Source organism: Cedecea sp. Ae19-4, from assembly GCF_059801165.1.
This window is the reverse complement of record NZ_JBCHWG010000002.1, coordinates 261,643-286,299: the sequence shown is the minus strand read 5'-3', so window position 1 is coordinate 286,299 and position 24,657 is coordinate 261,643. Positions and strand designations below refer to the sequence as shown.

The 24,657-nt window shown below is 53.5% G+C and carries 25 protein-coding genes; 20 read left to right on the top strand and 5 right to left on the bottom strand.

Going from position 1 to position 24,657, the window contains the following annotated elements; all coding sequences use genetic code 11:
- Nucleotides 1-36 precede the first annotated feature (36 nt).
- The 14 genes from mnmG (at nucleotide 37) to AAIE02_RS14050 (ending at nucleotide 14,600) form a co-directional block, all read left to right on the top strand.
- Nucleotides 37-1,926: a tRNA uridine-5-carboxymethylaminomethyl(34) synthesis enzyme MnmG gene (mnmG, locus tag AAIE02_RS14115; protein ID WP_498532799.1), complete on the top strand. Its 1,890-nt coding sequence runs from the start codon at nucleotides 37-39 to the stop codon at nucleotides 1,924-1,926.
- Between the two features lie 56 nt (nucleotides 1,927-1,982).
- Nucleotides 1,983-2,606 carry a 16S rRNA (guanine(527)-N(7))-methyltransferase RsmG gene (rsmG, locus tag AAIE02_RS14110; protein ID WP_008457757.1) on the top strand — a complete coding sequence of 208 codons (624 nt, stop codon included), beginning with the start codon at nucleotides 1,983-1,985 and terminating at the stop codon, nucleotides 2,604-2,606.
- Nucleotides 2,607-3,225: 619 nt separating this feature from the next.
- Nucleotides 3,226-3,606, top strand: a complete 381-nt coding sequence (gene atpI / locus AAIE02_RS14105; protein ID WP_008457755.1) for a F0F1 ATP synthase subunit I — start codon at nucleotides 3,226-3,228, stop codon at nucleotides 3,604-3,606.
- A gap of 8 nt (nucleotides 3,607-3,614) precedes the next feature.
- Nucleotides 3,615-4,433 carry a F0F1 ATP synthase subunit A gene (atpB, locus tag AAIE02_RS14100; protein ID WP_008457754.1) on the top strand — a complete coding sequence of 273 codons (819 nt, stop codon included), beginning with the start codon at nucleotides 3,615-3,617 and terminating at the stop codon, nucleotides 4,431-4,433.
- 47 nt (nucleotides 4,434-4,480) lie between these two features.
- Nucleotides 4,481-4,720: a F0F1 ATP synthase subunit C gene (gene atpE, locus AAIE02_RS14095; protein ID WP_000429386.1), complete on the top strand. Its 240-nt coding sequence runs from the start codon at nucleotides 4,481-4,483 to the stop codon at nucleotides 4,718-4,720.
- 61 nt (nucleotides 4,721-4,781) lie between these two features.
- A complete protein-coding gene (atpF, locus tag AAIE02_RS14090; RefSeq protein WP_008457751.1) occupies nucleotides 4,782-5,252 on the top strand; it encodes a F0F1 ATP synthase subunit B in 471 nt (156 codons plus the stop codon).
- Nucleotides 5,253-5,266: 14 nt separating this feature from the next.
- On the top strand, nucleotides 5,267-5,800 hold the full coding sequence (atpH, locus tag AAIE02_RS14085; protein WP_039299001.1) for a F0F1 ATP synthase subunit delta: 534 nt from the start codon (nucleotides 5,267-5,269) through the stop codon (nucleotides 5,798-5,800).
- Nucleotides 5,801-5,812: 12 nt separating this feature from the next.
- Nucleotides 5,813-7,354 carry a F0F1 ATP synthase subunit alpha gene (gene atpA / locus AAIE02_RS14080; protein WP_008457747.1) on the top strand — a complete coding sequence of 514 codons (1,542 nt, stop codon included), beginning with the start codon at nucleotides 5,813-5,815 and terminating at the stop codon, nucleotides 7,352-7,354.
- A gap of 50 nt (nucleotides 7,355-7,404) precedes the next feature.
- On the top strand, nucleotides 7,405-8,268 hold the full coding sequence (gene atpG, locus AAIE02_RS14075) for a F0F1 ATP synthase subunit gamma (RefSeq protein WP_008457744.1): 864 nt from the start codon (nucleotides 7,405-7,407) through the stop codon (nucleotides 8,266-8,268).
- A gap of 158 nt (nucleotides 8,269-8,426) precedes the next feature.
- Complete coding sequence (gene atpD, locus AAIE02_RS14070) at nucleotides 8,427-9,809, top strand: F0F1 ATP synthase subunit beta (RefSeq protein WP_008457741.1); 1,383 nt, start codon at nucleotides 8,427-8,429, stop codon at nucleotides 9,807-9,809.
- 19 nt (nucleotides 9,810-9,828) lie between these two features.
- Nucleotides 9,829-10,248, top strand: a complete 420-nt coding sequence (locus AAIE02_RS14065; protein WP_008457739.1) for a F0F1 ATP synthase subunit epsilon — start codon at nucleotides 9,829-9,831, stop codon at nucleotides 10,246-10,248.
- A gap of 295 nt (nucleotides 10,249-10,543) precedes the next feature.
- On the top strand, nucleotides 10,544-11,914 hold the full coding sequence (glmU, locus tag AAIE02_RS14060; protein WP_498532798.1) for a bifunctional UDP-N-acetylglucosamine diphosphorylase/glucosamine-1-phosphate N-acetyltransferase GlmU: 1,371 nt from the start codon (nucleotides 10,544-10,546) through the stop codon (nucleotides 11,912-11,914).
- 279 nt (nucleotides 11,915-12,193) lie between these two features.
- Nucleotides 12,194-14,023, top strand: a complete 1,830-nt coding sequence (glmS, locus tag AAIE02_RS14055; protein ID WP_166994939.1) for a glutamine--fructose-6-phosphate transaminase (isomerizing) — start codon at nucleotides 12,194-12,196, stop codon at nucleotides 14,021-14,023.
- Between the two features lie 169 nt (nucleotides 14,024-14,192).
- Entirely contained in the window at nucleotides 14,193-14,600 is a 408-nt protein-coding gene (locus AAIE02_RS14050; protein ID WP_166994937.1) for a cupin domain-containing protein, read from the top strand.
- Between the two features lie 63 nt (nucleotides 14,601-14,663).
- Here the strand turns inward: AAIE02_RS14050 and AAIE02_RS14045 are convergent, their stop codons facing one another.
- The gene (locus AAIE02_RS14045) at nucleotides 14,664-15,047 is read right to left on the bottom strand and encodes a hypothetical protein (protein ID WP_157141406.1); all 384 of its coding nucleotides are present in this window, start codon (nucleotides 15,045-15,047) and stop codon (nucleotides 14,664-14,666) included.
- Nucleotides 15,048-15,239: 192 nt separating this feature from the next.
- On the opposite strand from AAIE02_RS14045, the gene pstS reads away from it, so the two are divergent.
- From pstS to phoU, 5 genes are all read left to right on the top strand, one after another.
- Nucleotides 15,240-16,280 (top strand): phosphate ABC transporter substrate-binding protein PstS, encoded by a 1,041-nt coding sequence (gene pstS / locus AAIE02_RS14040; protein WP_008457728.1) that lies wholly within the window; start codon nucleotides 15,240-15,242, stop codon nucleotides 16,278-16,280.
- A gap of 64 nt (nucleotides 16,281-16,344) precedes the next feature.
- Entirely contained in the window at nucleotides 16,345-17,307 is a 963-nt protein-coding gene (gene pstC, locus AAIE02_RS14035; protein ID WP_008457726.1) for a phosphate ABC transporter permease PstC, read from the top strand.
- Complete coding sequence (gene pstA, locus AAIE02_RS14030) at nucleotides 17,304-18,194, top strand: phosphate ABC transporter permease PstA (RefSeq protein ID WP_008457724.1); 891 nt, start codon at nucleotides 17,304-17,306, stop codon at nucleotides 18,192-18,194. The genes pstC and pstA overlap by 4 nt, the downstream gene beginning before the upstream one ends.
- A gap of 47 nt (nucleotides 18,195-18,241) precedes the next feature.
- On the top strand, nucleotides 18,242-19,015 hold the full coding sequence (gene pstB / locus AAIE02_RS14025) for a phosphate ABC transporter ATP-binding protein PstB (protein ID WP_008457722.1): 774 nt from the start codon (nucleotides 18,242-18,244) through the stop codon (nucleotides 19,013-19,015).
- A 13-nt stretch (nucleotides 19,016-19,028) separates the two neighbouring features.
- Nucleotides 19,029-19,754, top strand: a complete 726-nt coding sequence (gene phoU / locus AAIE02_RS14020; protein WP_008457720.1) for a phosphate signaling complex protein PhoU — start codon at nucleotides 19,029-19,031, stop codon at nucleotides 19,752-19,754.
- An 85-nt stretch (nucleotides 19,755-19,839) separates the two neighbouring features.
- On the opposite strand, the gene yiiM is transcribed toward phoU, so the two are convergent.
- Both yiiM and sodA read right to left on the bottom strand, forming a co-directional pair.
- On the bottom strand, nucleotides 19,840-20,517 hold the full coding sequence (yiiM, locus tag AAIE02_RS14015; protein WP_336983691.1) for a 6-hydroxyaminopurine reductase: 678 nt from the start codon (nucleotides 20,515-20,517) through the stop codon (nucleotides 19,840-19,842).
- A 73-nt stretch (nucleotides 20,518-20,590) separates the two neighbouring features.
- Nucleotides 20,591-21,211 carry a superoxide dismutase [Mn] gene (gene sodA / locus AAIE02_RS14010; RefSeq protein ID WP_008457716.1) on the bottom strand — a complete coding sequence of 207 codons (621 nt, stop codon included), beginning with the start codon at nucleotides 21,209-21,211 and terminating at the stop codon, nucleotides 20,591-20,593.
- A gap of 406 nt (nucleotides 21,212-21,617) precedes the next feature.
- Between sodA and rhaT the strand changes: the two genes are divergently transcribed.
- A complete protein-coding gene (gene rhaT, locus AAIE02_RS14005; RefSeq protein WP_336983692.1) occupies nucleotides 21,618-22,655 on the top strand; it encodes an L-rhamnose/proton symporter RhaT in 1,038 nt (345 codons plus the stop codon).
- Between the two features lie 3 nt (nucleotides 22,656-22,658).
- Here the strand turns inward: rhaT and rhaR are convergent, their stop codons facing one another.
- Both rhaR and rhaS read right to left on the bottom strand, forming a co-directional pair.
- Nucleotides 22,659-23,501, bottom strand: a complete 843-nt coding sequence (gene rhaR, locus AAIE02_RS14000) for an HTH-type transcriptional activator RhaR (RefSeq protein ID WP_498532797.1) — start codon at nucleotides 23,499-23,501, stop codon at nucleotides 22,659-22,661.
- Between the two features lie 73 nt (nucleotides 23,502-23,574).
- Nucleotides 23,575-24,411, bottom strand: a complete 837-nt coding sequence (gene rhaS, locus AAIE02_RS13995) for an HTH-type transcriptional activator RhaS (protein ID WP_498532796.1) — start codon at nucleotides 24,409-24,411, stop codon at nucleotides 23,575-23,577.
- Nucleotides 24,412-24,657 lie beyond the last annotated feature (246 nt).

Sequence of the window (24,657 nt, the reverse complement as noted above, 5' to 3'; positions counted from 1 at the left end):
TCACAAACCCTCATTCGCGAAACCGAGGCAGTTACCATGTTTTATCCAGATCCTTTTGACGTCATTATCATCGGCGGGGGTCATGCAGGCACAGAGGCGGCAATGGCCGCAGCTCGTATGGGTCAGCAGACCCTGCTTCTGACACACAATATCGACACGCTGGGACAGATGTCCTGTAACCCGGCTATTGGCGGTATTGGCAAGGGACATTTGGTTAAGGAAGTGGATGCTCTCGGTGGCCTGATGGCTACCGCGATCGATCATGCAGGCATTCAGTTTAGAATACTAAACGCCAGCAAAGGCCCGGCAGTCCGCGCCACTCGCGCTCAGGCAGACCGCGTGCTTTACCGTCAGGCCGTGCGCACCGCGCTGGAGAACCAGCCAAACCTGATGATTTTCCAGCAGGCGGTTGAAGATCTTATCGTTGAGAACGATCGTGTCGTCGGTGCGGTCACCCAGATGGGGCTTAAATTCCGCGCGAAAGCGGTTGTGCTGACAGTAGGCACCTTCCTGGATGGTAAGATCCACATCGGGCTGGATAACTACAGCGGCGGCCGTGCGGGCGATCCTCCGTCGATCCCGCTCTCACGTCGCTTACGTGAACTGCCTTTGCGCGTCAGTCGCCTGAAAACCGGGACACCTCCGCGCATTGACGCCCGCACCATTGATTTCAGCGTACTTGCTCCGCAACACGGAGATAACCCGATGCCGGTCTTCTCCTTCATGGGGAACGTGAACCAGCACCCGGAGCAGGTACCTTGCTACATCACGCATACCAATGAGCAAACTCACGAGGTCATTCGTAATAACCTCGACCGCAGTCCAATGTATGCAGGGATTATCGAAGGCATTGGTCCTCGTTACTGCCCGTCTATCGAAGATAAAGTGATGCGTTTTGCCGATCGCAACGCGCACCAAATCTTCCTGGAGCCTGAAGGGCTGACCAGCAACGAAATTTACCCGAACGGGATCTCCACCAGCCTGCCGTTTGACGTTCAGATGCAAATCGTTCGTTCGATGAAGGGAATGAAGAATGCGAAGATCGTTCGCCCAGGCTACGCGATTGAGTATGATTTTTTCGATCCGCGCGATCTGAAACCAACGCTGGAAAGCAAATTTATCCAGGGGCTGTTCTTTGCTGGTCAGATCAACGGCACCACTGGTTACGAAGAAGCCGCTGCTCAGGGTCTGCTTGCCGGTCTCAATGCCGCTCGGTTCTCTGCCGAGAAAGAGGGTTGGGCACCGCGTCGCGATCAGGCTTACCTTGGCGTGCTGGTTGATGACCTGTGCACTCTGGGGACCAAAGAACCGTACCGTATGTTTACTTCCAGGGCTGAATATCGCCTGATGCTGCGTGAAGACAACGCCGACCTGCGTCTCACCGAAGCCGGTCGTGAGCTGGGTCTGGTGGATGATGCTCGCTGGGCTCGCTTCAACGACAAGCTGGAAATGATCGAACGTGAGCGTCAGCGCCTGAAAGATATCTGGCTGCACCCGAACTCTGAGCAGGTAGCAGAGGTGAACGCGCAGCTCAGTGCCCCGCTTTCCAAAGAAGCTAACGGCGAAGATCTGCTGCGTCGCCCAGAAATGACCTACGCGGCGATGACGCAGCTGTCGACCTTTGCGCCAGGACTTCAAGATCCTCAGGCTGCAGAGCAGGTCGAGATCCAGGTTAAATACGAAGGCTATATTGCACGCCAGCAGGATGAGATTGAAAAACAGCAACGCAATGAGAATACTGTGTTACCAGCCACGCTCGACTATAGTCAGGTGAGCGGGCTGTCTAACGAAGTGATCGCCAAACTTAACGATCACAAACCGGTTTCCATTGGCCAGGCATCGCGCATCTCGGGTATTACCCCTGCGGCAATCTCTATTTTGCTTGTCTGGCTTAAAAAACAAGGGCTGCTGCGACGCAGCGCTTAAAAACAGACGACAACAGGCCAGGCAATCCTGGCCTCTTTTTTTGATGGGTTTATGACGTGCTGACTAAATTATCTCGCCTGCTGAAAGAAGCGGGCATCACTCTCCCTGAAAATCAGCAGCAGCAACTGGTGGGCTATGTTTCGCTGCTCGACAAATGGAACAAGGCCTATAACCTCACTTCGGTGCGTAATCCTGATGAAATGCTGGTGCGGCATATTCTGGATAGCATTGTGGTCGAACCGCATTTGCAGGGCAGCCGGTTTATCGACGTTGGCACGGGCCCTGGTCTGCCTGGGATCCCGCTGGCAATCGTGCGCCCTGATTCGCATTTCACCCTGCTGGACAGCCTCGGCAAGCGTGTGCGATTCCTGCGTCAGGTCCAGCACGAGCTGAAGCTGGAAAACATTACTCCGGTACAAAGTCGCGTGGAGGATTTTCCGGCGGAACCTCCGTTTGACGGCGTTATCAGCCGGGCTTTTGCCTCGCTAAGCGACATGGTGAACTGGTGTCACCATCTGCCTGCTGCGCACGGAAAGTTCTATGCGCTGAAAGGGGTGCGTCCGGATGAAGAAATTACCCAACTGCCTGCCGGATTCACCGTTGAAAATATCGTCAAACTCAACGTGCCGAGCCTGGAAGGGGAGAGGCATTTGGTGCTGATTAAGGCAAACAAAACTTAATATTTATCAAAAAACGACGCGATAGAGATGTTTCACTGAGGTTAAAAAACGGCGGGGCGATCGATGTAATGGTTGGTTACATTTAACCAATCTTTAACTCGGATTTATCCTGCTTTTAACTTAAAAGTGATTAATTACCAGGGTAATAATTTTATTCGAAAATATCATCCGGCTAAAATTATGCCGAAAAACGGCCTTTGTCGGATGTTAAAAGTTTAACTGGAATGTCAATGAAAGGTTTTTATGATGTTTCAGCTTGTTTTAAACAGAGTGCACATTAATCAGCTTAATTATCAGTCATCTGTAATTAGTGCTTTCTTAAGCGGCAAAATAATGTCTGCCGATAAGATGTTTAATTTGTGATCGTGTGCACGCTTTGCTGTCAGGGATTTCGGCTTATTTGCACTTTTTGAGGAAGCCGATGCGATTCACCAAAAGTCAGAAAACGGCTCTGCGGAAAATTAATTAAACATTTGTTCACCTTTTCGCTACTTATTGTTTGAAATCACTGGGCCGCACCGTATAATTTGCTCGCTTTTTGAGGCTTGACTCAGCGTCGCAAAGACAGTTTTATACGACACGCGACATACCTCATAGGTAGCAGGAGTTAGGAAACGTCATGTCTGTGTCGCTCTTGAGTAAGAACGTAGCCCGCAAGCTTCTGTTCATCCAACTTCTGGCTGTGGTAGCAATTGGACTGCTGTTTTGCCTTAAAGCTCCTTCTTGGGGCGCTTCCGCTCTCGGTGGAGGCCTGGCGGTTTGGTTGCCAAACGCGCTGTTTATGATTTTTGCCTGGCGTCATCAGGCGCATACACCCGCAAAAGGCCGCGTGGCCTGGACATTCGCTTTCGGCGAAGTGCTAAAGGTGATTGCGACCTTCATCATTTTAGTGGTGGCGCTGGCGTACTTTAAGGCGGTGGTATTGCCGCTAATAGTGACGTGGGTTTCGGTGCTGGTTGTGCAGATACTCGCACCAGCTGTAATTAACAACAAAGGGTAAGAGGCATCATGTCTGCAGGAGAAATCTCTACACCGCAGGAGTATATAGGTCACCACCTGAATAACCTTCAGTTGGACCTGCGTACTTTCTCGCTGGTGGATCCGCATAACCCCCCGGCTACCTTCTGGACGCTCAACATCGACTCCATGTTCTTCTCAGTATTTCTGGGGCTGGTGTTCTTGGTGTTGTTCCGTAAAGTGGCGAAAACCGCAACCAGCGGCGTCCCGGGTAAATTTCAGACTTTTATCGAGCTGATTATTGGCTTTGTGCATGGCAGCGTGAAAGACATGTACCATGGCAAAAGCAAGGTTATCGCTCCACTCGCCCTGACGATTTTCGTCTGGGTCTTCCTGATGAACTTGATGGATCTGTTGCCTATCGATCTGCTGCCGCTTATCGGCGAGCACTTCTTAGGCCTGCCAGCCCTGCGCGTGGTGCCGTCTGCGGACGTGAATATCACCCTGTCTATGGCGCTAGGCGTGTTTATCCTCATTCTGTTCTACAGCATCAAAATGAAAGGCATTGGCGGCTTCACGAAAGAGCTGACGCTGCAGCCGTTCAATCACTGGGCATTTATTCCTGTCAACTTAATCCTTGAAGGGGTAAGCCTGCTGTCCAAACCTGTATCACTGGGTCTGCGACTGTTCGGCAACATGTATGCCGGTGAGCTGATTTTCATTCTGATTGCAGGTCTGTTGCCGTGGTGGTCACAGTGGATTCTGAATGTGCCGTGGGCCATTTTCCACATCCTGATTATTACGCTGCAAGCCTTCATCTTCATGGTTCTGACGATCGTCTATCTGTCGATGGCGTCTGAAGAACATTAATTTACTTACCACTACTGCGTTTAACTGAAACAAACTTGGAGACTGTCATGGAAAACCTGAATATGGATCTGCTGTACATGGCTGCCGCTGTGATGATGGGTCTGGCGGCAATCGGTGCTGCGATCGGTATCGGCATCCTCGGGGGCAAATTCCTGGAAGGCGCTGCACGCCAACCAGATCTGATTCCACTGCTGCGTACTCAGTTCTTTATCGTAATGGGTCTGGTGGATGCAATCCCAATGATCGCTGTTGGTCTGGGTCTGTACGTGATGTTCGCCGTCGCCTAGTGAGCGATGTTTGAGTCATCTAGTAATATCAGAACGTTAACTAACAAAGAGGCATTGTGCTGTGAACATTAACGCAACAATCCTCGGCCAGGCCATCGCGTTTGTCCTGTTTGTTCTGTTCTGCATGAAGTACGTATGGCCGCCATTAATGGCAGCCATCGAGAAGCGTCAGAAAGAAATTGCTGACGGTCTTGCTTCTGCAGAACGTGCTCAAAAGGACCTTGACCTTGCACAGGCCAACGCGACCGACCAGCTGAAAAAAGCCAAAGCGGAAGCTCAGGTGATCATTGAGCAGGCGAACAAACGCCGTGCCCAGATCCTTGATGAAGCGAAAACTGAGGCAGAGCAGGAACGTAATAAAATCGTTGGGCAGGCTCAGGCAGAAATCGACGCTGAGCGTAAACGCGCTCGTGAAGAGCTGCGTAAGCAGGTCGCTCTGCTGGCAATTGCCGGTGCCGAGAAGATAATCGAACGTTCCGTAGATGAAGCTGCTAACAGCGACATCGTCGATAAACTGGTCGCTGAACTGTAAGGAGGGAGGGGCTGATGTCTGAATTTGTTACTGTAGCTCGCCCCTACGCCAAAGCAGCTTTTGACTTTGCCGTCGAACACCAGAGCGTAGACCGCTGGCAGAATATGCTGGCGTTTGCTGCCGAGGTAACGAAAAACGAACAAATGGAAGAGCTTCTTTCCGGTGCCCTGGCACCAGAAACGCTCGCAGATTCGTTCATCGCCATTTGCGGCGAGCAGCTGGACGCCAACGGCCAGAACCTGATTAAGGTGATGGCTGATAACGGTCGTTTAAAAGCGCTCCCGGATGTTCTTGAGCAGTTCGCGCATTTACGCGCGCTGAGTGAAGCGATTGCAGAGGTTCAGGTAACCTCCGCGGCTGAACTTAGCCATGAACAGCTTGCAAACATTACGTCCGCAATGGAAAAACGTCTGTCACGCAAAGTTAAGCTGAATTGCAAAATCGATAAGTCTGTTATGGCGGGCGTTATCATCCAGTCGGGTGATATGGTCATTGACGGTAGCGTACGCGGCCGTCTTGAACGTCTTGCAGACGTCTTGCAGTCTTAAGGGGACTGGAGCATGCAACTGAATTCCACCGAAATCAGCGAACTGATCAAGCAGCGCATTGCTCAGTTCAATGTTGTGAGCGAAGCTCATAACGAAGGTACTATTGTTTCTGTAAGTGACGGTATTATCCGCGTTCACGGCCTGGCCGATTGTATGCAGGGTGAGATGATTTCCCTGCCGGGTAACCGTTACGCTATCGCACTGAACCTGGAGCGCGACTCCGTAGGTGCTGTAGTGATGGGCCCATACGCTGACCTCGCCGAAGGCATGAAGGTTAAGTGTACTGGCCGTATTCTGGAAGTTCCGGTTGGCCGTGGCCTGTTGGGCCGCGTGGTGAACACCCTGGGTGCACCAATCGACGGTAAAGGTCCGGTTGATAACGATGGCTTCTCGCCAATCGAAGTTATCGCGCCAGGCGTAATCGAACGTCAGTCCGTCGATCAGCCGGTGCAGACCGGTTATAAATCCGTCGATGCGATGATTCCAATCGGCCGTGGCCAGCGTGAGCTGATCATCGGTGACCGTCAGACTGGTAAAACCGCGATGGCAATCGATGCCATCATCAACCAGCGTGACTCCGGTATTAAATGTGTGTACGTGGCTATCGGCCAGAAAGCGTCCACCATTTCTAACGTGGTTCGTAAACTGGAAGAGCACGGCGCACTGTCCAACACCATCGTTGTTGTGGCAACTGCTTCTGAATCCGCTGCACTGCAATACCTGGCACCATATGCTGGTTGCGCAATGGGCGAATACTTCCGTGACCGCGGTGAAGATGCGCTGATCGTATACGATGACCTGTCTAAACAGGCTGTTGCTTATCGTCAGGTTTCCCTGCTGCTTCGTCGTCCACCAGGTCGTGAAGCCTTCCCGGGCGACGTGTTCTACCTCCACTCCCGTCTGCTGGAGCGCGCATCCCGCGTTAACGCGGAATACGTGGAAGCTTTCACCAAAGGTGAAGTTAAAGGTAAAACCGGCTCCCTGACCGCTCTGCCGATCATCGAAACCCAGGCGGGTGACGTTTCTGCGTTCGTTCCAACCAACGTAATTTCGATTACCGATGGTCAGATCTTCCTGGAAACCAACCTGTTTAACTCCGGTATTCGTCCGGCAGTTAACCCAGGTATTTCGGTATCTCGTGTTGGTGGTGCTGCTCAGACCAAGATCATCAAGAAACTGTCCGGTGGTATTCGTACCGCGCTGGCACAGTATCGTGAACTGGCTGCGTTCTCTCAGTTCGCATCCGATCTGGATGAAGCCACCCGTAAACAGCTGAGCCACGGTCAGAAAGTGACCGAGCTGCTGAAGCAGAAACAGTATGCCCCAATGTCTGTTGCACAACAGGGTCTGGTGCTGTTCGCGGCTGAACGCGGTTACCTCGAAGACGTGGAACTGGCGAAAATCGGTAGCTTCGAAGCCGCTCTGCTGGCTTACGCTGACCGTGATCACGCTCCGCTGATGCAAGAAATTAACCAGACCGGTGGCTATAACGACGAGATCGAAGGCAAGCTGAAAGGCATCCTCGACTCCTTTAAAGCAACCCAGTCCTGGTAACGTCTGGCGGCTTGCTCTAGGGCAAGCCGCAAGGCATTGAGGAGAAGCTCATGGCCGGCGCAAAAGAGATACGTAGTAAGATCGCAAGCGTCCAGAACACGCAGAAGATCACCAAAGCGATGGAGATGGTCGCCGCTTCCAAAATGCGTAAATCGCAGGATCGCATGGCGGCCAGCCGTCCTTATGCAGATACCATGCGCAAAGTGATTGGTCACCTTGCGAACGGTAATCTGGAATATAAGCACCCATACCTGGAAGAACGCGACGTTAAGCGCGTGGGCTACCTGGTGGTGTCGACCGATCGTGGTTTGTGCGGCGGTTTGAACATTAACTTGTTCAAAAAAGTGCTGGCGGATATGAAAGAGTGGTCCGATAAGGGCGTTCAGAGCGAACTCGCGATGATCGGCTCTAAAGGCGTTTCTTTCTTCAACTCCGTTGGCGGCAACGTGGTTGCTCAGGTTACCGGCATGGGAGATACCCCTTCCCTGTCTGAACTGATCGGCCCGGTGAAAGTGATGCTGCAAGCCTACGACGAAGGTCGTCTGGACAAGCTGTACGTTGTCAGCAACAAATTTGTTAACACCATGTCTCAGGTTCCGACCATCACTCAGCTGCTGCCGTTACCGGCATCAGAAGATGAGGATCTGAAGCGTAAATCCTGGGACTACCTGTACGAACCGGACCCGAAAGCGCTGCTGGACACCCTGCTGCGTCGTTATGTTGAGTCTCAGGTTTATCAGGGCGTCGTAGAAAACCTGGCCAGCGAGCAGGCCGCACGTATGGTGGCGATGAAAGCCGCAACCGATAACGGCGGCAGCCTGATTAAAGAGCTGCGGTTGGTATACAACAAAGCTCGTCAGGCCAGCATTACTCAGGAACTTACCGAAATCGTCGGTGGTGCGTCCGCGGTTTAAACCAGGTTTATTACCCTAAATAGTTCGGTTTGCAGAAAGACGCCAACTGAGCAAATCCTCAAGAGCTTACTTCAGTAAGTGACGGAGGTGAGGGAAGGCAGTCAACGCATCTGCAAATTGAAATATGACGGGTAAACGAATTACGTAGAGGATTCAAGATGGCTACTGGAAAGATTGTCCAGGTAATCGGCGCCGTGGTGGACGTCGAGTTCCCTCAGGACGGCGTACCGCGCGTTTATGACGCGCTTGAGGTACAGAACAACAATGAGAAGCTGGTGCTGGAAGTTCAGCAGCAGCTCGGCGGCGGTATCGTGCGTACCATCGCAATGGGTTCCTCCGACGGTCTGCGTCGCGGTCTGCAAGTCAATGACCTTGAGCATCCGATCGAAGTCCCGGTAGGTAAAGCGACCCTGGGCCGTATCATGAACGTGCTGGGTCAGCCAATCGACATGAAAGGCGACATCGGCGAAGAAGACCGTTGGGCTATTCACCGTGCAGCACCTTCCTACGAAGAGCTGTCCAGCTCTCAGGAACTGCTGGAAACCGGCATCAAAGTTATCGACCTGATTTGTCCGTTCGCTAAGGGCGGTAAAGTTGGTCTGTTCGGTGGTGCGGGCGTAGGTAAAACCGTAAACATGATGGAGCTGATCCGTAACATCGCGATCGAGCACTCCGGTTATTCCGTGTTTGCGGGCGTGGGTGAACGTACTCGTGAGGGTAACGACTTCTACCACGAAATGACCGACTCCAACGTTCTGGATAAAGTAGCACTGGTTTACGGCCAGATGAACGAGCCACCAGGTAACCGTCTGCGCGTAGCGCTGACCGGTCTGACCATCGCGGAAAAATTCCGTGACGAAGGCCGCGACGTTCTGCTGTTCGTTGATAACATCTACCGTTATACCTTGGCCGGTACAGAAGTATCTGCACTGCTGGGTCGTATGCCTTCTGCGGTAGGTTATCAGCCAACTCTGGCAGAAGAGATGGGTGTTCTTCAGGAGCGTATTACCTCCACCAAGACCGGTTCTATCACCTCCGTACAGGCCGTTTACGTTCCTGCGGATGACTTGACTGACCCGTCTCCGGCGACCACCTTTGCGCACCTGGACTCAACCGTTACGCTGAGCCGTCAGATCGCATCTCTGGGTATTTACCCGGCAGTTGACCCGCTGGACTCCACCAGCCGCCAGCTGGATCCACTGGTTGTTGGTCAGGAGCACTACGATACCGCGCGTGGCGTTCAGTCTATCCTGCAGCGTTACCAGGAACTGAAAGACATCATCGCGATTCTGGGTATGGACGAACTGTCCGAAGAAGACAAACTGGTTGTAGCACGTGCGCGTAAGATCCAGCGCTTCCTGTCTCAGCCATTCTTCGTAGCAGAAGTCTTTACCGGTTCTCCAGGCAAATACGTTTCGCTGAAAGATACCATCCGTGGCTTTAAAGGCATCATGGACGGCGAATACGACCATCTGCCAGAGCAGGCGTTCTACATGGTCGGCTCCATCGACGAAGCCGTTGAGAAAGCGAAAAAACTTTAACGCCTAATCGGAGGGTGACATGGCTATGACTTACCACCTGGACGTCGTCAGCGCGGAGCAGCAAATGTTCTCCGGTCTGGTCGAAAAGATCCAGGTAACGGGTAGCGAAGGTGAGCTGGGTATCTACCCAGGTCACGCCCCGCTGCTCACCGCCATTAAGCCTGGTATGATTCGCATCGTTAAACAGCACGGACATGAAGAGTTTATCTACCTGTCCGGCGGTGTTCTGGAAGTGCAGCCGGGTAACGTAACCGTCCTGGCTGACACCGCAATTCGCGGCCAGGATCTCGACGAAGCGCGTGCCCTGGAAGCGAAACGCAAAGCTGAAGAGCACATGCACAGCTCCCACGGTGACGTGGATTACGCTCAGGCTTCTGCTGAACTGGCTAAAGCGATCGCCAAACTGCGCGTTATCGAGTTAACCAAAAAAGCGATGTAACTACCTGCTTGAAAAGACAAATGCCAGTCCGGGAAACCTGACTGGCATTTTTTATTTCTCAGCTTTATTCCATGCTCAAAATAACCATAAAACCAGCTAGATAGCGGTTTTCTCGGGGTGTTTAGCCCCTGTTTCGGCCTTAATTCTCATGGATTCTGCCGCGATTACTGCTATAAAAGACGCAGATAATCTCAAGGCGGTGAAATTAGCAGCAACGTATTTTTTGGTGCAAAATATGTAGAATTTTCAAGGCTAAATCGCTTTACTTCACACACTAAACAGATTCAGGACACGTATGTCAAACAGCGCAATGAGCGTGGTTATCCTTGCCGCCGGCAAAGGAACCCGCATGTACTCAGATCTTCCAAAGGTGCTGCACACGCTGGCTGGGAAGCCAATGGTTCAGCATGTCATTGACGCCGCTAATAAATTAGGTGCTCAGCGGGTGAACCTGGTGTATGGCCACGGCGGGGATCTGCTAAAGCAAACCCTGAACGACGGCTCGCTTAACTGGGTACTGCAGGCGGAGCAGCTGGGAACCGGCCATGCGATGCAGATGGCGGCACCGTTCTTTGCCGATGACGAAGACATTCTGATGCTGTACGGCGATGTGCCGCTGATCTCGGTCGAAACTTTACGGCGCCTGTGTGAAGCTAAACCGCAGGGCGGCATTGGTTTGCTGACCGTTAAGCTTGATGATCCGACCGGCTATGGCCGCATTGCGCGGGAAAATGGCAAGGTCGTTGGCATCGTTGAGCATAAAGACGCCAGTGAAGAACAGCGCAAAATCAATGAAATCAACACCGGGATTCTGGTGGCTAACGGCGCAGATCTGAAGCGCTGGCTCGGCAAGCTGGATAACAACAACGCCCAGGGCGAGTTTTACATCACGGACATTATTGCTCTGGCTCATGGTGAAGGGCGTGAGATTGCCGCCGTTCATCCGGATCGCCTGAGTGAAGTTGAAGGCGTGAATAACCGCCTGCAGCTTTCTCGCCTGGAGCGCGTTTACCAGACGGAGCAGGCCGATAAGCTGCTGCTGGCGGGCGTTATGCTCCGCGATCCGGCTCGGTTCGATCTACGCGGTGAATTCACGCACGGGCGCGATGTTGAAATAGATACTAATGTCATTGTGGAAGGCCGCGTTACGCTGGGTAACCGCGTGAAGATTGGGACCGGCTGCGTGATTAAAAATGCCGTTATCGGTGATGACTGCGAAATCAGTCCGTATACGGTTATTGAAGATGCGACGCTTGAAGCCGCTTGCACCATCGGGCCATTTGCCCGCCTGCGCCCTGGCGCGGAACTAGCGGAAGGCGCTCACGTGGGCAACTTCGTTGAAATGAAGAAAGCTCGTCTGGGGAAAGGTTCTAAAGCGGGCCATTTGAGCTACCTCGGTGATGCCGAAATTGGCGACAACGTGAACATCGGTGCAGGCACAATTACCTGCAATTACGACGGCGCGAACAAACATAAAACGATCATTGGCGATGACGTGTTTGTTGGCTCTGATACTCAACTGGTGGCCCCGGTTACCGTGGCCAGCGGTGTCACCATTGGCGCCGGGACGACAGTGACGCGCGACATTGCTGAAAATGAACTGGTGATCAGCCGCGTAAAACAGAAACACATTCAGGGCTGGCAGCGTCCGGTTAAGAAAAAGTAATTTCCCCTCACCCTAACCCTCTCCCCAAAGGGAGAGGGAACTGGACTGAGATGGCTTTCCCTTCCTCTCTAAGGGCCAGGGAGCTGAACAAAACACAGATTTCCTCCCTCTCCCTTCCAGGGAGAGGGCTGGGGTGAGGGTCGTTCTTGAAAACGCCCCGCCCAAAGGCAGTAACCATAAAAATAACCCCACTCTCTACAAGGCTCGGGGCTCCGGAAAACCGGAATAAACAGGTCAGCGACAACACATGGCTAACGCCATTATCAGGACTTAAAAATTATGTGTGGAATTGTTGGCGCAGTGGCGCAACGTGATATCGCTGAAATCCTTCTCGAAGGGCTTCGTCGTCTGGAATACCGCGGGTACGACTCTGCGGGCCTGGCGGTTGTTGACGACAAAGGTCACATGACCCGTCTGCGTCGTCTGGGTAAAGTACAGAAACTGGCGGAAGCTGCGGAAGAAACCGCTCTGCATGGCGGCACCGGGATTGCCCATACCCGTTGGGCAACGCACGGCGAACCTTCAGAAATTAATGCTCACCCACATGTTTCCGACCACATTGTGGTCGTACACAACGGTATTATCGAAAACCACGAGCCGCTGCGTGAAGCGCTGCAGTCTCGCGGCTACACGTTTGTCTCCCAGACGGATACCGAAGTTATTGCTCATCTGGTGCATTGGGAACTGGAGCAGGGTGGCACGCTGCGCGACGCTGTCCTTCGCACTATTCCTCAGCTTCGCGGCGCTTATGGCACCGTAATCATGGATACCCGTAACCCGGATGTGCTACTGGCCGCGCGTTCCGGTAGCCCGATGGTCATCGGCCTGGGCATGGGTGAAAACTTTATCGCCTCCGATCAGCTGGCACTGTTGCCGGTAACGCGCCGCTTTATCTTCCTCGAAGAAGGCGATATCGCAGAAGTGACCCGTCGCGCGGTGACCGTTTTTGATACTAAAGGCGAGCAGGTTCAGCGCCCGGACATCGAATCCAATCTGCAGTATGACGCTGGCGACAAAGGCATTTACCGTCATTACATGCAGAAAGAGATCTACGAGCAGCCGAACGCCATCAAAAACACCCTGGCCGGGCGCATCAGCCACGGTGAAGTGGATTTGACGGAGCTGGGGCCAAAAGCCAATGAAATGCTCTCTCAAGTTGAGCATATTCAAATCGTAGCCTGCGGTACGTCCTATAACTCAGGCATGGTTTCCCGCTACTGGTTTGAAGCGCTGGCCGGCGTGCCTTGCGATGTCGAAATCGCCTCTGAATTCCGCTACCGCAAATCTGCGGTGCGCCGCAACAGCCTGATGATCACCCTTTCCCAGTCTGGCGAAACGGCGGACACCCTCGCGGCGCTGCGCCTTTCCAAAGAGCTGGGCTATCTCGGTTCGCTGGCGATTTGTAACGTGGCAGGCTCTTCTCTGGTGCGTGAATCCGACCTGGCGCTGATGACCAATGCCGGAACGGAAATCGGCGTGGCCTCAACCAAAGCGTTTACCACTCAACTGACCGTATTGTTGATGCTGGTGGCTAAGCTGAGCCGCCTGAAAGGCGCTGATGCACAGGTTGAGCAAGATATCGTACATGGCCTGCAGGCGCTGCCAAGCCGTATCGAGCAAATGCTGTCCCAGGACAAACGCATTGAGCAGCTGGCGGAAGATTTCTCTGACAAACATCATGCGCTGTTCCTTGGTCGTGGCGATCAGTACCCGATCGCCATGGAAGGTGCGCTGAAGCTGAAAGAGATCTCCTATATTCACGCTGAAGCCTATGCGGCAGGCGAGCTGAAGCACGGCCCGCTGGCGCTGATCGATGCTGATATGCCGGTTATCGTTGTGGCTCCGAACAACGAGCTGTTGGAAAAACTGAAATCCAACATCGAAGAGGTTCGCGCCCGCGGTGGCCAGCTGTATGTGTTCGCCGACCGTGACGCCGGCTTTACCAGCAGCGACAACATGCACATCATCGAGATGCCGCATGTGGAAGAGGTGATTGCGCCTATCTTCTACACCGTGCCGCTGCAACTGCTGTCCTACCACGTGGCGCTGATCAAAGGCACCGACGTGGATCAGCCGCGTAACCTGGCGAAATCGGTAACGGTTGAGTAATTTTTTGTCACTAATCAGTCGCGATTAGCGGATGGAAAAGCCGTTTCTCACCGGATCAATAATGCTATAAACGAAGCTAACCTCGGGCGAAATACCGGGTTAGCTTTCGCATCCACCCTGCGAACGGCGAGTTTGCAGGGTGTTTTTATTTCTGAGCGGGAAACAACAAATGTCGGCAAACAAACCTCACTGTCGGCTGGTCAAGCCGCAGCCAGTATTTATAGGCAAGCAGGGGCTTTCTTATCAGGTAGGTGTTTCAAAGGAGGCCGTCGACTCACAGCATATCCATATGCAGCTGGCGACCATACCTCCTCGTTCGCAGGCTAAAGCCCACAAGCACGAACACCATGAAACCGCAATTTATGCCCTGAGCGGAACTTCGTCGGTGCTTTATGGCGATGGGCTGGAGCATTTTCTTGAGCTTCCCGCCGGCAGTTTTCTTTATATCCCAATGGATACCCCGCACCTGCCTTACAACAATACCGATGAGCCTGCGGTGGTGATTATTTCGCGGACCGATCCTAACGAGCAGGAGAGCGTGGTGATGATGCCCGAGCTGGACAGAGACGTGCTCTAGCGTCGCCGGATAAATTGTCGCGGAGTCATAGAGAAGCCCTCTACGCAGTTGAGGGCTTTTTTGTTATTTAATTTTCTGGGCGAGTTCATCAATCTTGCGGGAAAGCTGCTCGTTATCCCGCTTCAGGCTGTCCATTTTGGATTGCTGCTCATTGGCTTTACTTTCCATTTGAGACAGTTTGTTTTTCATCTCATCCAGCCTGGTTTCCTGCTCATCTATTTTCCTGACGCTACCGTCGTAATTTGACTGCAACTTTTCCAGGCGATCCTTCATCTCGACAATTGTGCTTTCCTTAATCGATGTAGGGACGAGGGTATTACTTCCTGAAAAGGTGGCGAGCGTTGAGCTGAAACTATCCGTATTACGTGCTTCAACGGCATCAGCGTAAACGGTAGAGGCTGTCATAATGAGTGATATCGTACATAATACAGACAGATAGGCTTTCATTTTTAAACACCTTTTTAAATAAACTGAATTTAATGATGCTTTAAAAAACATGGGGTTGTGTGTTTTTTTATGGCGCTGAGCGGATTGTCATAAAACTGTCATAATTCGTACATTTAACTGTCACCAAACTGTCCTATTTTCTACCCTGTATTCAATTAAACAACAATTTACGAACATCTGGCAGGAGACATTATGAACGTTATGCGTACCACTGTCGCAACTGTTGTCGCCGCGACCTTATCTCTGAGCGCTTCTACTGCGTTTGCAGCTGCAAGCCTGACTGGCGCTGGTGCAACCTTCCCTGCGCCGGTGTATGCCAAGTGGGCAGATACCTACCAGAAAGAAACTGGTAACAAGGTGAACTACCAGGGTATCGGTTCCTCCGGCGGCGTGAAGCAAATCATTGCTAACACCGTTGACTTCGGCGCTTCTGACGCCCCTCTGGCGGATGACAAATTACAGCAAGAAGGCCTGTTCCAGTTCCCTACCGTAATCGGTGGCGTAGTGCTGGCGGTTAACCTGCCAGGCTTTAAGTCTGGCGAGCTGGTTCTGGACGGCAAAACCCTGGGTGACATCTACCTGGGCACCATCAAAAAATGGAACGACCCGGCGATTGCTAAGCTGAACCCAGGCCACAAACTGCCGGATCAGAACATCGCGGTTGTTCGTCGTGCTGACGGCTCCGGTACTTCCTTCGTGTTCACCAGCTACCTGTCTAAAGTGAACGAAGAGTGGAAATCTAAAATTGGCGCAGGCTCTACCGTTAACTGGCCAACCGGTCTGGGCGGCAAAGGCAACGACGGCATCGCAGCCTTCGTACAGCGTCTGCCAGGCTCCATTGGCTACGTTGAATACGCTTATGCTAAGCAGAACAACCTGACTTACACCAAGCTGCTGTCCGCTGACGGTAAGCCAGTTAGCCCGACCGAAGCAAACTTTGCTAACGCGGCTAAAGGCGCTGACTGGAGCAAATCCTTCGCACAGGATCTGACCAACCAGAAAGGTGACGAAGCGTGGCCAATCACCTCCACCACCTTCATCCTGGTCCACAAAGAGCAGAAAAACCCTGAGCAGGGCGCAGAAGTGCTGAAGTTCTTTGACTGGGCATACAAATCTGGCGCGAAAGAAGCTAACGCCCTGGATTACGCAACGCTGCCAGCCTCTGTGGTTGAGCAAGTTCGCGCTGCATGGAAGACCAATGTAAAAGACAGTTCCGGTAAGGCGCTGTACTAAGTGCAAAAATCTGGGGTAACAGGTATGTTACCCCGGTTTATTCAGCAACTACGAAGAGTACGCTATGGCTGTGACTAAGCCGACGTTTAAAGCCCCTGGCAAACAAGGCGATGTAATTTTCAGTGCGCTGGTAAGACTGGCTGCGCTGATTGTGCTATTTCTGCTGGGTGGGATTATCATCTCGCTGTTTATCTCCTCGCTGCCGAGCATTGAGAAGTTTGGCTTCTCTTTCCTCTGGTCCAAAGAGTGGGATGCCCCTAATGAAGTCTTCGGCGCACTGGTGCCGATCTACGGAACCCTCGTAACCTCGTTTATCGCACTGCTGATTGCGGTCCCGGTGAGCTTTGGTATCGCGCTGTTCCTGACAGAACTTGCGCCTGGCTGGCTGAAGCGCCCGCTGGGTATCGCCATTGAACTGCTGGCGGCCATTCCAAGTATCGTGTACGGCATGTGGGGCCTGTTTATCTTTGCTCCCCTGTTCGCGACTTACTTCCAGGAACCCGTAGGCAACGTGCTCTCTGCCGTGCCTATCGTTGGCGCGCTGTTCTCTGGCCCTGCGTTTGGTATCGGCATTCTTGCCGCCGGCGTGATCCTCGCCATTATGATCATCCCTTACATTGCCTCCGTGATGCGCGATGTCTTCGAACAAACGCCAGTGATGATGAAAGAATCGGCCTACGGCATCGGCTGTACCACCTGGGAAGTTATCTGGCGCATTGTTTTGCCGTTCACCAAAAACGGCGTTATTGGCGGCGTGATGCTTGGCCTTGGCCGTGCGCTGGGTGAAACCATGGCGGTGACCTTTATCATCGGCAACACCTACCAGCTCGACAGCGCCTCACTGTATATGCCGGGCAACAGTATTACCTCTGCGCTGGCGAACGAATTTGCCGAAGCAGAATCCGGCCTGCATACCGCCGCGCTGATGGAGCTTGGCCTAATTCTGTTTGTGATTACCTTTATCGTACTGGCTATCTCTAAGTTCATGATTATGCGCCTGGCGAAAAACGAAGGGGCTCGCTCATGACCACGATGGAAATGCAAAGCAGCGCGGCACTGGCTGAGTCGCGCCGCAAAATGCAGGCGCGTCGCCGCATGAAGAACCGTATCGCCCTGACGCTCTCTATGGCGACCATGGTGTTCGGTCTGTTTTGGCTGGTGTGGATCCTGTTTTCCACGGTAACCCGCGGCATCGACGGCATGTCGCTGGCGCTGTTTACCGAAATGACGCCTCCGCCTAATACCGCGGGCGGTGGCCTGGCTAACGCCCTGGCGGGCAGCGGCCTGCTGATCCTGTGGGCGACCGTTATCGGTACGCCGCTGGGCATTATGGCCGGGATTTATCTGGCCGAATATGGCCGTAAATCCGCCCTGGCTGAAGTGATTCGTTTTATTAACGACATTCTTCTGTCCGCCCCATCGATTGTGGTCGGTCTGTTCGTTTACACCATTGTGGTGGCGAAAATGGAACACTTCTCCGGCTGGGCGGGCGTGATTGCGCTGGCGCTGCTGCAGGTGCCTATCGTCATTCGTACCACTGAAAACATGCTGAAACTGGTGCCGGACAGCCTGCGCGAAGCCGCTTACGCACTGGGAACACCAAAATGGAAGATGATCTCCGCGATTACGCTTAAGGCGTCCGTCTCCGGGATTATCACCGGCGTGCTGCTGGCGATTGCCCGTATCGCTGGCGAAACCGCTCCGCTGCTCTTCACCTCCCTCTCCAACCAGTTCTGGAGCACGGACATGATGCAGCCTATCGCCAACCTGCCGGTGACCATTTTCAAATTTGCGATGAGCCCGTTTGCCGAGTGGCAACAGCTGGCCTGGGCAGGGGTGCTGATTATTACCCTCTGCGTGCTGCTGCTGAACATTCTGGCGCGCGTGATTTTCTCGAAGAGTAAACACGGTTAAATTTTACGGCGCGGCCCTCGCGGCGCCGGACGGAGATTAAGACACAGATGAGTAAGGTTGATTTAGCCCCAGGCAAAATCCAGGTTCGCGATCTGAACTTCTATTACGGTAAGTTCCACGCCCTGAAGAACATCAATCTGGATATCGCGAAGAACCAGGTTACCGCCTTCATTGGGCCGTCAGGCTGTGGTAAATCCACCCTGCTGCGTACCTTTAACAAAATGTACTCGCTCTACCCTGAGCAGCGTGCAGAAGGTGAAATCCTGCTGGATGGGGAAAATATTCTCACCCAGAGCCAGGACATCGCCCTGCTGCGTGCCAAAGTTGGCATGGTCTTCCAGAAGCCGACGCCGTTCCCGATGTCCATCTACGACAACATCGCTTTTGGCGTGCGTCTGTTTGAAAAGCTGTCCCGCAGCGACATGGATGAACGCGTGCAGTGGGCATTGACCAAAGCCGCGCTGTGGAACGAAACTAAAGATAAACTGCACCAGAGCGGCTACAGCCTCTCCGGTGGTCAGCAGCAGCGTCTGTGCATCGCTCGCGGCATCGCGATTCGCCCGGAAGTTCTGCTGCTGGATGAGCCGTGTTCCGCGCTTGACCCGATCTCCACCGGGCGTATTGAAGAGCTGATCACCGAGCTGAAAGAAGACTATACCGTAGTGATCGTGACCCACAACATGCAGCAGGCGGCGCGTTGTTCTGACCACACGGCGTTTATGTACCTCGGCGAGCTGATCGAATTCAGCGAAACCGATACGCTGTTTACTACGCCAGCGAAGAAACAAACCGAAGATTACATTACTGGCCGCTACGGTTGATTTGGAGAGCGCGATGGATAACCTCAACTTAAACAAACACATTTCTGGCCAGTTCAACGCCGAGCTGGAGTACATCCGTACTCAGGTGATGACGATGGGCGGGCTGGTGGAACAGCAGCTCTCCGACGCGATCACCGCGATGCACAACCAGGACAGCGAGCTGGCGAAGCGCGTTATCGCCGGTGACCAGAAGGTCAACATGATGGAAGTGGCGATCGATGAAGCCTGCGTGCGTATCATCGCCAAACGCCAGCCTACCGCCAGCGACCTGCGCCTGGTGATGGCGATCATCAAAACCATCGCCGAGCTGGAACGTATTGGCGACGTAGCGGACAAAATTTGCCGCACCGCGCTGGAGAAGTTCTCCCAGCAGCACCAGCCGCTGTTGGTCAGCCTGGAATCGCTGGGGCGCCACACCGTGCAGATGCTGCACGACGTGCTGGACGCTTTTGCGCGTATGGATCTGGACGAAGCGGTGCGTATTTACCGCGAAGACAAGAAAGTTGACCAGGAATATGAAGGCATCGTGCGTCAGCTGATGACCTACATGATGGAAGACTCCCGTACCATTCCAAGCGTGCTGACCGCGCTGTTCTGCGCTCGTTCTATCGAGCGTATCGGTGACCGCTGCCAGAACATCTGCGAATACATCTTCTACTTCGTGAAGGGGCAGGATTTCCGTCACGTGGGCGGGGATGAGCTGGACAAGCTGCTAGCGGGTAAAGATCCGAAAGAGTAAGCATTTCCGTTCCCTCTCCTTTTAGGAGAGGGGTCGACGCTTCTTCCCCCTCTCCCCTTTGGGAGAGGGCTGGGGTGAGGCGCCGTTACTTCCCGAACAAACGCCGAGAATTATCCTCGATCTTCCCTGAAATTCTGCGCTTCTGCATCGTTCTGCTCCAGCTTACCGACAACCCAGCCGCTGACAAAAGCCGATGATACTGTGAATCATCAAACGGCATATGCCAGGCAATGGCGATAGCTTCTGCCACCGTCACGTCGCTAACGCGAGAGGCCAGTTCCAGCGGTGCATCGGCGGAAACATTCCCCGCCAGAATCACGCGATAAAGCCAGCCGCAGTAGCCCGCTTCCTGCATCCGCGTTGCCATATCCTCTACGCCAAAATGGTAGTTCAGCTTAAAGCAGGGCGAACGAGGCTGAGTCACCTGAATCAGCGCTTCACCCCAGCGGTAAATATCCCCCATACAGACGTTCTTTTCCGTCATCCCTTCCGTGGACAGGTTTTCGCCGAAGGCCGGGGCGTTAAACAAATCGCTTTTATCCGGGAAGAGTTGCGCCCAGTGCTGATAATGCTCGCGCGGATAGTGGCACAGCGCCCTGTCTGGCCCGCCGTGAATCACTTTCTCCGCCTGCTCGTCGCCCTCCAGCCCAAGCTCGGTCAGGCGAAGTTCGCCGTCCACCTGCACCTTGGCGATGGCGCTGGGCCGACTCCCTTCGTAAGCACGGATCTGGCCAACGTAAACCTGAAGCGGATAGCGATGCATAAGCGACTCCCTGCGAAATAGACATAAAAAAAGCGAGCCATCAGGCTCGCTTCTCTAAGGTCGGATTGCAACCTTATTTTTTAGCGGCGAAACGTGCTGCTGCTTCGTCCCAGTTAACCACGTTCCAGAACTCTTTCGCGTAGTCCGGGCGACGGTTCTGGAATTTCAGGTAGTAAGCGTGTTCCCAAACGTCCAGGCCCACAATCGGGAAGCCGGAAGCGCCGGAGATAGCTTCGCCCATCAGCGGGCTGTCCTGGTTTGCAGTAGAAACTACAGCCAGTTTGTCGCCTTTCAGTACCAGCCACGCCCAGCCGGAGCCGAAACGGGTAGCGGCTGCTTTTTCGAACTCAGCTTTGAACGCGTCAACGCTGCCGAAATCGCGCTCGATAGCGGCTTTCAGGTCACCTTTCAGCTCGGTACCTTTTTTCAGGCCTTTCCAGAAGAAGCTGTGGTTAGCGTGGCCACCGGCGTTGTTACGCAGTACGGTTTTCTTATCCGCAGGCAGCTGATCCAGTTTAGCGATCAGTTCTTCAGCAGACAGGCTGGCAAACTCAGGCAGGGATTCCAGCGCGGCGTTCGCGTTGTTGACATAAGCCTGGTGGTGTTTGCTGTGGTGGATTTCCATGGTTTCTTTGTCGAAATGCGGTTCCAGCGCGTCGTAAGCGTAAGGCAGGGATGGCAGTGTATAGCTCATATTCATCGTCTCCATTAACGTAGAGCGGCTGTAATGCTGTTAACGCCGCGTAATCAGTCGGTTCATTATAGTTAATTAAATGATATTGAAAATGTTTATCAATGCCGTACTTAGCGTGTGGTTATAACTTTTCTTCATGAAACCACGGCTTACGGCTATAACGCAGCGGGTAAAAAGCCATTTTCCCAGAGTAACGGCGAATTGTTACCCGGTCGTGACGTAACGGCATGAGAAGAACCCGAGAGGAGCACAAATTGTGATCGCCATCGGCGGCACTCGCTGAATTTTGCCAGCTTCATCGGGCGCGCGGCATTGCCCTGAAGGTTAGCCCGCAGCTCACTCTTTAGACTCGTTGACATTGCAGGCTGTCGCAGAGGCGACGGCCCGAAAACAGCGAGGGTTAATCATGAGCAATGCAATCACGATGGGGATCCTGTGGCATCTGATCGGCGCCGCCAGCGCCGCCTGTTTTTATGCCCCGTTTAAAAAAGTGCGGCACTGGTCCTGGGAAACCATGTGGTCCGTCGGCGGGATTGTCTCCTGGCTTATCCTGCCGTGGGCGGTGAGTGCCGTACTGCTACCCGATTTCTGGGGGTATTACGGGTCGTTCAGCGTGGGCACGCTGCTGCCGGTGTTTTTGTTTGGTGCCATGTGGGGCATCGGTAATATCAATTATGGCCTGACGATGCGCTATCTGGGGATGTCGATGGGGATTGGCGTCGCTATCGGCATCACGCTGATTGTCGGCACATTACTGACCCCGATCATCAATGGCAAATTTGCCATGCTGACGGGTACGCCAGGCGGACGCATGACGCTCCTTGGCGTGCTGGTGGCGCTTATCGGCGTGGCTATTGTGACCTGGGCCGGGCTGCTAAAAGAGCGTCAGATGGGGATTAAAGCGGAAGAATTTAACCTGAAAAAAGGGCTGCTGCTGGCAATGATGTGCGGCATTTTCTCCGCCGGTATGTCATTTGCGATGGATGCAGCGAAGCCCATGCATCAGGCGGCGTCGAATCTGGGCGTCGATCCGCTTTATATTGCCCTGCCAAGCTATGTGGTGATCATGGGGGGCGGCGCCGTTATTAATCTGGGCTTTTGCTTTATCCGACTGGTAAAAGTAAAAAACTTGTCGGTAAAAGCCGATTTCTCGCTGGCAAAATCGCTGATTGTTACCAACCTGATTTTATCGGCGCTTGGCGGCCTGATGTGGTACCTGCAATTCTTCTTCTACGCCTGGGGGCACGCTAAAATTCCGGCACAGTATGACTACATGAGCTGGATGCTGCATATGAGCTTCTACGTGCTCTGCGGCGGGCTGGTAGGGTTAATCATGAAGGAGTGGAAGTCCGCTGGGCGCAGGCCGGTTGGCGTACTGGCGATGGGCTGCCTGACGATCATTCTTGCTGCCAATATCGTTGGCCTGGGCATGGCGAACGGATGAGGCTCAACGAAAACGCTGGCGCCATAACCTTGGCGTCACGCCCGTCTCTTTGGTGAACACCACGGAAAAATAGTTACTGTCCTCGAAGCCGCACTGGGCGGCGATCTCGCTGATTAACAGCTCGCTGTGGCGCAGCAGATACTGCGCCTGGCAAATACCGAGCTGGCGCAGATACTGGTTTAGCGTCATGCCCGTTTGCTGGCGAAACAGGGAGCGCATCTGCCGCTCTGTCACCTGATGGTGGTGGCAAAACAGCCCGAAATCAAACGGCTCTTCAAGGCTGTTTCCCAGTGCGGCCATCAGCATATCCAGCGTTTCACCCTCACGCAGGCTGGCGGCATCGGCCACCCGGTAGCGATGGCGGCGCAGGGTTATCAGCAGTTGTAAAAACAAGCTTTCCGACAGGCAGCGTGACAGGAGGTCCGTTTTCGGACTTTCATGCTCGAGCTGCCCGATGATCTGACGTACCTGCGCCATGCCCTGGCTACCCAGCCGCCAGCGAGGATCGCTGTCGCTGCCGTGGGGAGGGTTAGACAGCAGATCCCCCCAGTTAACGTTTAACGCCAGCCTTTCCGGGCAGTAAATAATGTTATGCAGGACCAGATCGTGCACTGATTCGTAGCTGTGCTTATCTTCCGCACGAATGTAGAACAAATCGCCACAGGTGATGCGCCAGGGCCTGCCGTTAAGAATGTGCAGCCCGTTGCCGCGCCAGACCACCACCAGTTCACAAAATTCATGGGTATGCTCGGCAAAAACGTTTTGAGGATAGCGATCGGCCACCGCGACCGGCTGCGTATCGGAGGCAAAAAAATCCGCTTTTTTAAGCACTAACTGGCCTGGCACAGACGTCGCTCCGTGACTGAATGGGCTGAAATCATTGCTTTTTTTCGCCTAAAATACGGTGACGTCAGCCACGTTATACCAACGGAGTATCCCGGCCCTGGCGTACCACCCTGGGAGAGTAAGAAAACTCTCGCTTAAAAAGCGTGGAGAAATGGTTACTGTCGCCAAAGCCGCACTGAAAGGCGATATTCGTCACGCTTTCCTCGCTATGTCGCAGTAAATAACGCGCTTTCATCAAACGGAGTCGGTTGAGGTAGCGCTGAGGCGTGAGCCCGGTTTTCTGATTTAACAGGCGATGCAGGGTTCTCAGCGAGAGCGTAAAAGAGGCTGCCAGCTGCTCCCAGCAAACCTCTTCCGAAGAGTGATCTTCCAGCCAGAGAAGAAGCTGGTTTAAGCGCTCGTCGGCCCCGCCCCGATTGTCTGCCTGATTCGCCTGGCTCAGCAACACCAGCAGCTGCATAAAGAGAAGTTCTCGCCTGGCGAGGGCAGGCCCCGTGTTTTCCGAACTCAGCGCCTCAAACTGCTCGATAAACCCTTTCACCTGACGCAATACGCCCTGATTGACCCGCCAGTGTGCCGGATAATAGCCGTCTTGTTCCTGCGGCAGGAGTTTGTGCAGCCCGGATAGAAAGCAAAAGGCTTCCGGCTCACGGTAGAGAATATTGGTCAGGCAGAGGTTTTCGGTGTGCTCAAACTGATGATGATCGTGATCGCGAACAAAGCAGATGGAGCCGCCGCTCAGCGTATAAGGTTGCGCGTTGAAAATATGGGAGCCGGTGCCGCGTTCAACAATAATGATTTCATTGAAATCATGGATGTGCTCAGGGAAGTCCGGCTGAGGCTGGCGGGGCTCAATGGCCACCGATATCCCGGCGTCTGGAAAAAAATCCACGCTGTGTAATACCGTCATGATTGCTTCTCACTGTGCTAACGATGGGTCGATAGTAGAGAACCGCGCCCGGCATCACCTTAAATTTTCGACACAAAATCGTGCATAAAGCGTTCTTTTTTGAAGATGAAACGGGCTTTATCGGGAAATGTGTGTGCGGTCACAGGCGTGAAGCGCGGCCTTTCGAGGCGGGCTAAGTAAATATGTGAACTCTCTCTCGTTCATCTTTGCCTCTTTGCCAGGCGGGAACGCACGCTGTCATTGGGA

Excerpts from the sequence above, each read along its gene's own strand:
- atpA (WP_008457747.1), top strand. The coding sequence starts at position 5,813 with ATGCAACTGAATTCCACCGAAATCAGCGAACTGATCAAGCAGCGCATT.
- glmS (WP_166994939.1), top strand. The coding sequence starts at position 12,194 with ATGTGTGGAATTGTTGGCGCAGTGGCGCAACGTGATATCGCTGAAATC.
- glmU (WP_498532798.1), top strand. The coding sequence starts at position 10,544 with ATGTCAAACAGCGCAATGAGCGTGGTTATCCTTGCCGCCGGCAAAGGA.
- yiiM (WP_336983691.1), bottom strand. The coding sequence starts at position 20,517 with ATGCATCGCTATCCGCTTCAGGTTTACGTTGGCCAGATCCGTGCTTAC.
- pstS (WP_008457728.1), top strand. The coding sequence starts at position 15,240 with ATGAACGTTATGCGTACCACTGTCGCAACTGTTGTCGCCGCGACCTTA.
- atpB (WP_008457754.1), top strand. The coding sequence starts at position 3,615 with ATGTCTGCAGGAGAAATCTCTACACCGCAGGAGTATATAGGTCACCAC.
- pstC (WP_008457726.1), top strand. The coding sequence starts at position 16,345 with ATGGCTGTGACTAAGCCGACGTTTAAAGCCCCTGGCAAACAAGGCGAT.
- rhaT (WP_336983692.1), top strand. The coding sequence starts at position 21,618 with ATGAGCAATGCAATCACGATGGGGATCCTGTGGCATCTGATCGGCGCC.
- pstB (WP_008457722.1), top strand. The coding sequence starts at position 18,242 with ATGAGTAAGGTTGATTTAGCCCCAGGCAAAATCCAGGTTCGCGATCTG.
- mnmG (WP_498532799.1), top strand. The coding sequence starts at position 37 with ATGTTTTATCCAGATCCTTTTGACGTCATTATCATCGGCGGGGGTCAT.
- atpD (WP_008457741.1), top strand. The coding sequence starts at position 8,427 with ATGGCTACTGGAAAGATTGTCCAGGTAATCGGCGCCGTGGTGGACGTC.
- AAIE02_RS14050 (WP_166994937.1), top strand. The coding sequence starts at position 14,193 with ATGTCGGCAAACAAACCTCACTGTCGGCTGGTCAAGCCGCAGCCAGTA.
- phoU (WP_008457720.1), top strand. The coding sequence starts at position 19,029 with ATGGATAACCTCAACTTAAACAAACACATTTCTGGCCAGTTCAACGCC.
- atpH (WP_039299001.1), top strand. The coding sequence starts at position 5,267 with ATGTCTGAATTTGTTACTGTAGCTCGCCCCTACGCCAAAGCAGCTTTT.
- rhaS (WP_498532796.1), bottom strand. The coding sequence starts at position 24,411 with ATGACGGTATTACACAGCGTGGATTTTTTTCCAGACGCCGGGATATCG.
- atpG (WP_008457744.1), top strand. The coding sequence starts at position 7,405 with ATGGCCGGCGCAAAAGAGATACGTAGTAAGATCGCAAGCGTCCAGAAC.
- sodA (WP_008457716.1), bottom strand. The coding sequence starts at position 21,211 with ATGAGCTATACACTGCCATCCCTGCCTTACGCTTACGACGCGCTGGAA.
- AAIE02_RS14045 (WP_157141406.1), bottom strand. The coding sequence starts at position 15,047 with ATGAAAGCCTATCTGTCTGTATTATGTACGATATCACTCATTATGACA.
- atpI (WP_008457755.1), top strand. The coding sequence starts at position 3,226 with ATGTCTGTGTCGCTCTTGAGTAAGAACGTAGCCCGCAAGCTTCTGTTC.
- AAIE02_RS14065 (WP_008457739.1), top strand. The coding sequence starts at position 9,829 with ATGGCTATGACTTACCACCTGGACGTCGTCAGCGCGGAGCAGCAAATG.
- atpE (WP_000429386.1), top strand. The coding sequence starts at position 4,481 with ATGGAAAACCTGAATATGGATCTGCTGTACATGGCTGCCGCTGTGATG.
- pstA (WP_008457724.1), top strand. The coding sequence starts at position 17,304 with ATGACCACGATGGAAATGCAAAGCAGCGCGGCACTGGCTGAGTCGCGC.